The organism is Pseudomonas sp. PS01303, from assembly GCF_029959385.1.
Lineage (GTDB): Bacteria > Pseudomonadota > Gammaproteobacteria > Pseudomonadales > Pseudomonadaceae > Aquipseudomonas > Aquipseudomonas rustica.
Genome location: NZ_JASCPK010000174.1, coordinates 1 through 10,666, shown reverse-complemented (window position 1 = coordinate 10,666; position 10,666 = coordinate 1). Strand labels below are relative to the sequence as shown.

At 59.5% G+C, this 10,666-nt stretch carries 8 protein-coding genes; 3 read left to right on the top strand and 5 right to left on the bottom strand.

The features are described 5' to 3' along the window. Window positions 1-249 precede the first annotated feature (249 nt). On the top strand, window positions 250-2,679 hold the full coding sequence (locus QMX93_RS27405; protein WP_282358643.1) for a TonB-dependent receptor: 2,430 nt from the start codon (window positions 250-252) through the stop codon (window positions 2,677-2,679). Between the two features lie 201 nt (window positions 2,680-2,880). On the opposite strand, the gene QMX93_RS27400 is transcribed toward QMX93_RS27405, so the two are convergent. Beyond that, on the bottom strand, window positions 2,881-3,756 hold the full coding sequence (locus QMX93_RS27400; RefSeq protein ID WP_282358642.1) for an AraC family transcriptional regulator: 876 nt from the start codon (window positions 3,754-3,756) through the stop codon (window positions 2,881-2,883). 139 nt (window positions 3,757-3,895) lie between these two features. On the opposite strand from QMX93_RS27400, the gene QMX93_RS27395 reads away from it, so the two are divergent. Beyond that, on the top strand, window positions 3,896-4,798 hold the full coding sequence (locus tag QMX93_RS27395) for a DMT family transporter (protein ID WP_159812200.1): 903 nt from the start codon (window positions 3,896-3,898) through the stop codon (window positions 4,796-4,798). A gap of 19 nt (window positions 4,799-4,817) precedes the next feature. On the opposite strand, the gene QMX93_RS27390 is transcribed toward QMX93_RS27395, so the two are convergent. The 4 genes from QMX93_RS27390 to QMX93_RS27375 all read right to left on the bottom strand — a co-directional run bounded on the left by QMX93_RS27390 (window position 4,818) and on the right by QMX93_RS27375 (window position 8,818). After that, window positions 4,818-5,327: a DUF2165 domain-containing protein gene (locus QMX93_RS27390; RefSeq protein WP_212544033.1), complete on the bottom strand. Its 510-nt coding sequence runs from the start codon at window positions 5,325-5,327 to the stop codon at window positions 4,818-4,820. A gap of 146 nt (window positions 5,328-5,473) precedes the next feature. Then, a complete protein-coding gene (locus QMX93_RS27385; RefSeq protein WP_282358641.1) occupies window positions 5,474-6,448 on the bottom strand; it encodes a D-glycerate dehydrogenase in 975 nt (324 codons plus the stop codon). A 632-nt stretch (window positions 6,449-7,080) separates the two neighbouring features. After that, the gene (locus tag QMX93_RS27380) at window positions 7,081-7,455 is read right to left on the bottom strand and encodes a DUF6124 family protein (RefSeq protein ID WP_158829045.1); all 375 of its coding nucleotides are present in this window, start codon (window positions 7,453-7,455) and stop codon (window positions 7,081-7,083) included. Between the two features lie 394 nt (window positions 7,456-7,849). Beyond that, window positions 7,850-8,818, bottom strand: coding sequence for a LysR family transcriptional regulator (locus QMX93_RS27375; protein WP_008088899.1), 969 nt, complete (start codon window positions 8,816-8,818; stop codon window positions 7,850-7,852). A gap of 265 nt (window positions 8,819-9,083) precedes the next feature. On the opposite strand from QMX93_RS27375, the gene QMX93_RS27370 reads away from it, so the two are divergent. After that, complete coding sequence (locus QMX93_RS27370; RefSeq protein ID WP_282358637.1) at window positions 9,084-10,583, top strand: efflux transporter outer membrane subunit; 1,500 nt, start codon at window positions 9,084-9,086, stop codon at window positions 10,581-10,583. The last annotated feature ends 83 nt before the right edge of the window (window positions 10,584-10,666 follow it).

Sequence of the window (10,666 nt, the reverse complement as noted above, 5' to 3'; positions counted from 1 at the left end):
TGGTGGAAGGGGTGGGGCCGATGTCTCCCACAGTCTGTACTGGGCTAACAGTCAGAAGCTGGCTTTTGGTCCCACCCACCCCTTCGAGTCCTACCATACAAGCGGGCTTGCTCGCGAAGGCGTCGGCCCCGACAACACACCTGCAAAAATATTTTCAAATTGTGATGAGGTAAACCCAAGCCCCATCCGTGTAGTGACTGAAACTGCGAGTCATTCGCATCCGTTGCGGTTCTACACAGGTCATGAGTCATGAAGTCCAGGGCAAAATCGGGTTCGGTCAAACAGTGGTTAGGCGTGTCGGCGTTGAGCTTTTCGGCATTGGCGCTGTTGCCGATGAGCGTGGCGCGCGCCGCTGAAACCGTCAGCAGCCAGCCGCAAAAGCAGTTCACGTTCAGCCTGGCCGCCAAACCGCTGCCGCAAGCCTTGAGCGATTTCAGCCGGGTCACCGGGCAGAGCGTGGTCTACACCGACGAAGCGCCGTACGGCCTCACCTCCCCGGCGGTCAACGGCCAGATGAGCGCGGAACAGGCCCTGCAAAAGTTGCTCACAGGTTCCGGCCTGAGTTTCCGCCGCACCGACAGCCACACCCTGGCACTGGAGCCGCAGCCCACCGCAGGGGCACTGAACCTCGGCGCCACCACCATCACTTCGATGCGCGACGATTCGTTGAGTTATCAGCCGCCGGAAACCAGTTCGGTGATGCGCTCGTCGGCCTCGCTGCAAGAAGTCCCGCAGACCGTCAACGTCATCCCGGCGCAGGTTATCCGCGATCAGGCGCCGCGCAATCTCGACGACGCACTGGCCAACGTCAGCGGCATCACCCAAGGCAACACCTTGGGCAGCACGCAGGACTCGGTGATGACCCGCGGTTTCGGCGATAACCGCAACGGTTCGATCATGCGCGACGGCATGCCAATCGTGCAGGGCCGAGGCATGAACGCCACGGTCGATCGCGTCGAAGTGCTCAAAGGCCCGGCGTCGTTGCTCTACGGGATTCAAGATCCCGGCGGCGTGGTCAACATGGTCAGCAAGAAGCCGGAACTGGCGCAATACAACGCCCTGACCCTGCGCGGCTCGACCTACGGCGACGGCAAGAATGGCAGCGGCGGCACTTTCGACAGCACCGGTGCGCTGGGCGATTCCGGTCTGGCCTATCGCATGGTGCTCGATCACGAAGACGAAGATTACTGGCGCAATTTCGGCACGCTCCACCAAACCCTGATCGCACCGTCGCTGGCCTGGTACGGCGAAAGCACCAAGCTGTTGTTCGCCTACGAGCATCGCGAATTTCTCACGCCGTTCGACCGTGGCACGCTGATCGATCCGCGCACCAATCATCCACTGGATATCTCGCGCAACGAGCGCCTCGACGAGCCGTTCAACAACATGGAAGGGCGTTCGGATCTCTATCACTTCGAAGCCGACCACGAACTCAACGACGACTGGAAAGCCCATTTAGGCTACAGCTGGAACCGCGAAACCTACGACGCCAGCCAAGTACGCGTCACCGCCATCGACAGCAAAAAAGGCACGCTGACTCGGAGCATGGACGGCACACAAAACGCAATCAGCACCGACCGTTTCACCACCGCCAGTCTCGAAGGCAAGGTCAACGTGTTGGGCATGCAGCATGACCTGGTGTTCGGCGTCGACGATGAGTACCGCAAGATCTACCGCGCCGACCTGATCCGTCAGAAAAGCCTGAGCACCTTCAGCTACGTCAATCCGGTGTATGGCCGAGAAGTCGAAGGCACCACGGTCAGTGCCGCCGACAGCGCGCAGACCGATGAACTGCGCAGCGATTCGATCTTTATGCAGGACTCGATTCACCTCACCGATCAATGGATTCTGGTCGCCGGCGGGCGCTTTCAGGCGTACGACCAGTACGCCGGCAAAGGCGTGCCGTTCAAGGCCAACACCGACAGTAACGGGCAGAAATGGGTGCCGCGCGCGGGGCTGGTGTATCGCTACACCGACGCTTTGTCGTTCTACGGCAGCTACACCGAATCGTTCAAACCCAACTCGACCATCGCCCCGCTGAGCGGCAGCAGCACCGTGCTCGACGGCAGTATCGCGCCGGAAGAAGCCAAGTCGTGGGAGCTGGGCGCGCGCCTCGATCTGCCAGGACAAGTCACCGGCAATATCGCGCTTTTCGACATCAAGAAACGCAACGTGCTGGTGGCCAATGCTGAAGGCCCAACGACGATTTACAGCGCCGCCGGCGAAGTGCGTTCGCGCGGTCTGGAACTGGATCTGAGCGGTCAGTTGAGCGAGCGCTGGAGCATGATCGGCAGTTACGCCTACACCGATGCCGAAGTGACGGAAGACCCGGACTACAAAGGCAAGCGCCTGCAAAACGTGGCGAAGAATAGCGGCTCATTGTCGGCGGTGTATGACTTCGGCAGCGTGATCGGTGGCGATCAATTGCGCGTCGGTGCCGGGGCGCGGTATGTCGGTGAGCGGGCGGGTAACGCGGTGAATGATTTTGATCTGCCGAGCTATACCGTGGCGGACGCGTTTGCCACTTACGACACCCAGGTTGAAGGGCAGAAGGTCAAGTTTCAGCTGAATGTGAAGAACCTGTTTGATCGCACTTACTACACGTCGGCGGCGAGCCGGTTCTTTGTGTCGATGGGGGATTCGCGGCAGGTTTCGTTGTCCAGCACGTTGGAGTTTTAAGTCAAAATCAAAAGCCCCTCACCCTAACCCTCTCCCGGAGGGAGAGGGGACTGACCGAGGTTTCTTGCGCGATACGGCGACCTGAAACACCGAATTGATTATGGATTCAGAAAAGTACTTTCAAGTCGGTGTAATGCTTGAGCATCCCCCAATTGGCTCCCTCTCCCTCCGGGAGAGGGCTGGGGTGAGGGGAACCAGGCCTCAACGCAAAAACGCCTGCCGATACTCCCCCGGCGTGCCGCCCAACACCTGCTTGAATCGATTGGTAAAGTGGCTCGCACTGGCAAACCCGCAAGCCAAAGCAATCTCCCCCAACGGCAACGCCGTACCGCGCAACAATTCCCGCGCCCGATCCAGACGTCGCGCCAGCACATACTGATGCGGCGGCAAGCCAAAGCTCATCCGAAACATCCGCGCAAAGTGATATTCCGACAATGCACATAATCCGGCCAACTGCCCAAGGCTGATCGGCTCGGCCAACTGGCTGTCGATGAACTCCACCAATTGCCGACGCTGATGCGGCGCCAGCCCACCCTTCAAACGCAAACCCTGACGCGCGCCGACTTGGCTGAGCAAGGTGTGGCTGATCAATTCGTGAGCAATGCTGCTGGTCAGCAAGCGCTCGGCAGGCTCGTCCCAGTTCAACGTCAGCAGTTGCCGAAAGCGCTGTGCCTGTTGCGGATCTTCAAGAAAAGTCTGCTCGCGCAATTGCATCTCACGCGGCTCACGATCAAGCAAAGTAACGCAACCAAGGGCAAATTGTTCCGCGCTGAAATACAGGTGCGCCAAACGAATATCACCGTTGATCACCCAGCCCGATTCGTGATCGGCCGGCAGGATGCACAGCTTGTCCGGCCCGCCTTTTTGCCCCGGCTGGCCGCGACGGAAAGTGCCGGTGCCGCCAGCGATGTAGCAGGACAGCGTGTGATGGCTCGGCGCTTCGTATTCCTGCGCGTCGTGATGGTTGGTCCACAAAGCTGCAGACAAGCCGTCACCGAGCTCGGCGCTGTGCACAAGGCGTGCGTTCGGCGAGCGGTTGAGGGCTTGAAAGACTTGCAGGTTATCGATTGCGGCCATGATCGGTTCTCTCCAACGCCTTGCATCCTACTCCGTAGACTTCGCGCTGCCAGCCCACTGCCGGACAAAAGCGCAAGAATCTGCAAGCGCCCAAGGCAAGCCTCGGCAGACACTCAAGGCCTATTGAGGAGTAAGCGCCATGAACCTGTCGTTGTATTTGCTGACCGTGCTGATCTGGGGCACCACCTGGATTGCCTTGAAATGGCAGTTGGGGGTGGTGGCGATTCCGGTGTCGATTGTTTATCGATTTGGCCTCGCGGCGCTGGTGCTGTTTGTGTTGTTGCTGCTCAGCCGTCGGTTGCAACCGATGAACCGTCGCGGTCATTTGATTTGTGTGGCGCAGGGCTTGTGCCTGTTCTGTGTGAACTTCATGTGCTTCCTGACGGCGAGCCAGTGGATCCCCAGCGGTCTGGTGGCGGTGGTTTTTTCCACCGCAACGTTGTGGAATGCGTTGAATGCGCGGGTGTTCTTTGGGCAACGCATCGCGCGCAATGTATTGATGGGCGGGGCGCTAGGGCTGTTCGGTCTGGGCATGTTGTTCTGGCCCGAACTGGCCGGGCATCAGGCCAGTCCGCAAACCTTGCTTGGACTCGGTTTGGCGTTGTGCGGCACCTTGTGTTTTTCGGCGGGCAACATGCTGTCGAGCCTGCAGCAGAAGGCGGGCCTCAAGCCGCTGACCACCAATGCCTGGGGCATGGCGTATGGCGCGGCGATGCTGTCGGTGTGGTGCCTGGTCAAAGGCATTCCGTTCGACATGGACTGGTCGCCGCGTTACGTCGGCGCGCTGCTTTACTTGGTCATCCCAGGCTCGGTGATCGGCTTTACCGCTTACCTGACGCTGGTCGGCCGCATGGGCCCGGAGCGCGCGGCGTATTGCACGGTGCTGTTCCCGGTGGTCGCGCTTAACGTTTCGGCGTTTGCCGAAGGTTATCAGTGGACGGCGCCGGCGCTGGTCGGGCTTGTGTTGGTGATGTTGGGTAACGTGTTGGTGTTTCGTAAACCGAAAACAGTCTTGGTTCCGCCGCACGGTAAGTTGGCTTGATAAGAAAGAGCGCTGTTGATCAGCGCTCGACTTTCAAGGTGATGTAAATCATTACCGGGAAGATGAAGTCAACAATGTGCCGAGCCCAGTCTTTTGCATTCCATGATTGCGAAGTGTCCATGTCGAACCATTCAACGCCGACAGTTTGCAGGCAGACGTAATAGATGAAGATGGCAACCAGTATGCCCATGATCGAGAACTTCTTGGCTTCATGGAAAGCGTCCGCCGAGTCATTGACCTTACGGTACAAATGATAAGTCCCCATCAGGCAGAGCACGGTGTACGTGACTTCCATCGTAATGATGAACCAGTAAATCCGGTGGTGCAGATAAGGTGAGTCGATCGCCCGGTACAGAATGTTTTCGTTGGCGGTGGTGGTGTCCATACTCAGGATGTGGGCGACGTATTCGTAGTTTGAATTGTAGTCGGAAAAGTTATGGGTGATCACTAACAGGCCAAAGAAGCTGATGTAAGCCATCAAGATAACTTTGCTGTAGCGGATAAGTTTTTCGGTGGTCATGTTGTTCAAGGTGTTCGCTCTCCATAGCGCGTTATCGTTAATTCGATAGTGTGGAGAGCTTATAGCGCTTGACTTTTATTAGGGCTAAAGTTGAATTTCAAGTTATGTAGTCAAGTTGTGGCGGGCAAGTGCAAGTTTTGCACTTGCCCGTTTTTTTATCCGCGCCAGACTTGTGGATTGACCAGATCCTGCGGGCGTTCGCCGAGCAGGGCGCTGCGCAGGTTGGCGAGGGCACGGTTGGCCATGGCTTCGCGGGTTTCGTTGGTTGCGGAGCCGATGTGCGGCAGGGTTACGGCGTTTTTCAGTTGGAACAGCGGCGATTCGGCCAGCGGTTCTTTTTCGTAGACGTCCAGACCGGCGCCGCGAATGCGGTTGTTTTGCAGGGCTTCGATCAGGGCGGGTTCGTCGACGACCGGGCCACGGGAGATGTTGACGAGGATGGCGCCCGGTTTCATCAGGGCCAGTTCGCGGTGGCTGATGAGGTGGCGGGTTTTTTCGCTGAGTGGCACGACCAGGCAGACGAAGTCGGCTTCGGCCAGCAGTTGGTCGAGGCTGCGAAATTGGGCGCCGAGTTGTTGTTCGAGTTCGGTCTTGCGGCTGTTGCCGCTGTAGATGATCGGCATGTTGAAGCCGAGGTGGCCACGGCGGGCGATGGCGGCGCCGATGTTGCCCATGCCGACGATGCCGAGGGTTTTGCCGTGTACGTCGCTGCCGAACAGCGGGGCGCCGACGCTGGCTTGCCATTGGCCGGCCTTGGTCCAGGCGTCGAGTTCGGCGACGCGGCGGGCGCTGCTCATGATCAGGGCGAAGGCGAGGTCGGCGGTGCTTTCGGTGAGGACGTCGGGGGTGTTGGTGAGCATGATGCCGCGTTGGTTGAAGTAGTCGAGGTCGTAATTGTCGTAGCCGACGGAGACGCTGGAGACGACTTCGAGTTTGGTCGCGGTTTCGAGTTGGGCCTGGCCGAGTTTGCGGCCGACGCCGATGAGGCCGTGGGCGTGGGGCAGGGCTTCGTTGAATTGGGCGTTGATGTCGCCGGTTTTTGGGTTGGGGACGATGACGTCGAACTCTTGTTGCAGGCGTTCGATCATTGGCGGGGTGATGCGGCTGAAGGCCAGGACGGTTTTTTTCATTGGTTTTGGCTCGTTGTCGGGCTTGATGCTAAGCACGCTAACATTTCTGGCTTGGGGTTGTCTTGGCGGCCTCTGGGCCGACTAGGCTTTGGGTGGTTTTGGGGGTATATCCGTTTTTTTGGTGATGGCGGCTTAGGGTTCCGCCCTTACGGCGGGTCACTTTTTCCAGACGCCGAAAAAGTAACCAAAAAGGCTTGCTCCTGCGTGCGGCCCGCTCGCTGGGGCTCGGGGTTCCTTCGCTGCGGGATTGATCCGGGGGCAGCGCCTACGGTTTGCTTCGCTGAACCTCCTCTCGCTGTGTTTGGCTGCGCCAAACGGTCGCTGCGCTCCCTCCCCCGGATCAATCCCTCCACTCAGCCTTCCGACGTCGCTCGTGGATCAAGATCAAAAGCTTTGTCGAGCTTGCGCTCATCCTGTGTAGGAGCTGCCGCAGGCTGCGATCTTTTGATCTTGCTTGTGCTTTTCGTAGGAGCAGAGCTTGCTCGCGATGGCGGCCTGACAGCCGACCAATTCCTGCCAGATGTACTCAATCCAACTGTAGGAGCGAGCCTGCTCGCGATAGCGGTGTGTCAGACGCCAGAAATATTGAGTGTGCTGACCTCTTCGCGAGCAGGCTCGCTCCCACAGGGGAATCAGTTGTGGGTTGGGGTTTGGGCTATTTCGTGGTTATCCAGCGCCCGGTTCACCGCCAGTTCGGCGAGCATGATGATTTGCTGGATCGCCAGAATCGTTCTTCGCTGCGGGAGTTCGATGTAGGCGGCGATGTCGCTGGTCATGAGGCTGGCTTGTGCCAGTGATTCGCAGGCGTGAACCAGCAGGCTTTCGTTGTCCTGATTGGGGGCGACCTGGAACATGGTGCTGGGTTTGTGGAAGCGCAGGGTGAGTGCGTTGGGTTTCAGGTAGTGGTCGAGGGCGCGTTCGGCGGCTTCGTGGAATCTTTTTGAGCCGGGGAATTCGTAGGGGGTGGTGTCGTCGAGCTCGGGGGGATTCGGTGTTGGTTTGATCATGGTGAAGCTCCATTCGGGAAGTGGAGTTCGCCAAGCACTGCGACCAAGCAATAGGGTGGCGAACCGTACGCGGGTTGGTCGACCAGGGAATGGAAACCCGGCAGAGCCGAAGCTCTCCCACGCACGGCTCGCCATTAAGCAAGCTTGAAAAGTGCGCCATTCTAAACCCGAGCGACCAAGCCCGGTCGCTGATTCGTCAGCGACACCCAAAGCCTATCCACCTCACTTCCGACAGACAACCGACGCGACCTGTCGGAAACATCCGCGAAATCCTCAATCTGTAGGAGCTGCCGTAGGCTCGGGCCGCGTTCGGACGATCTTTTGATTTTTAAACGGCAAGATCAAAAGATCGCAGCCTGCGGCAGCTCCTACAGGGGCGTGGTGTGTTTAAAGGTCAGTTGGCGACTCGGGCGCCGGCGAGGGTGCCGCTGAGTTCGTAGGCGGCCAGTTCGGCTTGGTGCGCGGCGAGGATTTCTGGCAACGATCCGCGCAGGTATTCAACCCAGGTTTTGATCTTCGCATCCAGATATTGCCGCGACGGGTAGATCGCATACAGGTTCAATTCCTGCGAGCGGTAGTTCGGCATCACCCGCACCAGCGTGCCGTTGCGCAAGCCTTCAATCGCCGCATACACCGGCAGCACACCCAGGCCCATGCCGCTGATGATCGCGGTTTTCATCGCGTCGGCGGAGTTCACCAGAAACGGTGAGCTGTTGATGGTGACCACTTCCTGGCCTTCCGGGCCGTCGAACGCCCATTTTTCCAAAGGGATCACCGGGCTCACCAGACGCAGGCAGGCGTGGTTGAGCAGGTCGCTGGGTTTTTGCGCGGCACCGTTGGCTTTCACGTAGGCCGGGGAGGCGCAGACGATGCTGTAGGTGATGCCCAGGCGCTGCGAAACAAAACCGGAATCGGGCAGTTCGCTGGCGAGCACGATCGATACGTCGTAGCCCTCATCGAGCAAGTCCGGCACGCGGTTGGCCAGGGTCAGGTCGAAGGTCACGTCGGGGTGGGTCTTGCGGTAGCGGGCGATGGCATCGATGACGAAGTGCTGGCCGATGCCGGTCATGGTGTGCACTTTCAACTGCCCGGCCGGGCGCGCGTGGGCGTCGCTGGCTTCGGCTTCGGCCTCTTCGACGTAGGCGAGGATCTGTTCGCAGCGCAGCAGGTAGCGCTTGCCCGCTTCGGTGAGGGCGATGCGTCGGGTGGTGCGGTTGAGCAAGCGGGTTTGCAGATGGGCTTCCAGGTTGGAGACCGCGCGCGAGACGTTGGCGGTGGTGGTGTCGAGTTGCACGGCGGCGGCGGTGAAGCTGCCGGCTTCGGCGACGCAACTGAAGGCGCGCATGTTTTGCAAAGTGTCCATGGGGTGCTCTCAAGGGAGATGGCAAATTGTGACACGAAGTTTCGGGGGCTGAGACCCCCGACCAAGGGATTATCTCGTTAACCGTAACAAAGATTCACAGAAATCCCAGCTTATCGCCGCACAGGGCCTTCCATAGAATTGCGCCGATCCCTGTAGGAGCTGCCGCAGGCTGCGATCTTTTGATTTTGTTTTAAGGGAATCAAGATCAAAAGATCGCAGCCTTCGGCAGCTCCTACATGTCCCCTCTTCTCAGGAATTCGCAGCTGTGCCGCGTCGCATCAACAGAGCGCTTTTGCCGCTCAGTGTTCTGGCTTTTACCCTGGGTCTCAGCGGCTGCATCTCAACTGACGGAATTGCCCCGCAGGGCAAGGCGTTGGAGGCCAATTCACTGGCCACCGACGACGCCATCGCCCACGCTGCCCGTGACGCCAACTGGCCCACCGCGCAATGGTGGCAAGCCTACGGCGACCCGCAACTCAATCGCTGGATCGACCTCGCCGTGCAAGGCAGCCCGAGCATGGCCATGGCCGCTGCGCGAGTGCGCCAGGCGAAAGCCATGGCCGGTGTCGCCGAGGCGGCCGAGTCGTTGCAGGTCAATGGCGAGTCGACGCTCAAACGCCACAACTGGCCGACCGATCAGTTCTACGGCCCCGGCGATCTGGCCAACACCACGACCTGGGATAACAACGCTGCGCTGGGTTTCAGCTACGCCCTCGACCTCTGGGGCCGCGAAAGCAATAGCAGCGAGCGCGCGGTGGATCTGGCGCACATGAGTGCGGCCGAGGCGCGACTGGCGCAGCTGGAATTGCAGAACAACATCGTCCGCGCCTACATCGAACTGTCGCTGCATTACGCGCAGCGCGACATCATCGCGGCGACGCTCAAGCAGCAGCAACAGATTCTCGATCTGGCGCAGAAGCGTTTGAACGGCGGGATCGGCACGCATTTCGAAGTCAGTCAGGCCGAAACGCCGTTGCCGGAAACCCATCGGCAAATCGATGCGCTGGATGAAGAGATCGCCCTCAGTCGTAATCAACTTGCCGCGCTGGCGGGTAAAGGGCCGGGGGAGGGTGCGCAGTTGCAGCGTCCGACTTTGTCCCTTGGCGCTGAGTTGAAACTGCCGTCGGCTTTGCCGGCCGAATTGCTCGGTCAGCGGCCCGATGTGGTCGCCAGTCGCTGGCAAGTCGCGGCGCAGGCGCGCGGGATCGACGTGGCGCATGCCGGGTTTTATCCCAACGTAGATTTGGTCGGGAGCCTCGGCTACATGGCCACCGGCGGTGGCGCGCTGGAGTTTTTGACCGGCAAGAAACTCAATTACAACGTCGGTCCGGCGATCTCGTTGCCGATCTTTGACGGTGGGCGCTTGCGTGCCGAACTCGGTGAAGCCTCCGCCGGTTACGACATCGCCGTGGCGCATTACAACCAGACGCTGGTGAATGCGCTGAAGAACATTTCCGACCAGTTGATCCGCCGCGAATCGATGGACAAGCAGCAAGGCTTTGCCGCCGAGTCGGTGGCGACGGCGCAGAAGACTTACGACATCGCGATGATCGCTTATCAGCGTGGGCTCACCGATTACCTCAACGTGCTCAATGCGCAGACGTTGCTGTTCAAGCAACAGCAAGTGCAGCAGCAGGTGCAGGCGGCGCGCCTCAGTGCGCATGCCGAATTGGTGACTGCGTTGGGTGGTGGTCTTGGCGCTGGCAACGATGTGCCGAGCTCTGAACAGACAGCGGCCCCGAAAACCCCGGTATTCCTGCGTTGAACACAAAACCAATTGTAGGAGTGAGCCTGCTCGCGATGCGGCCCTATCAACTGACATTTATGTTGGCTGATACACCGCCATCG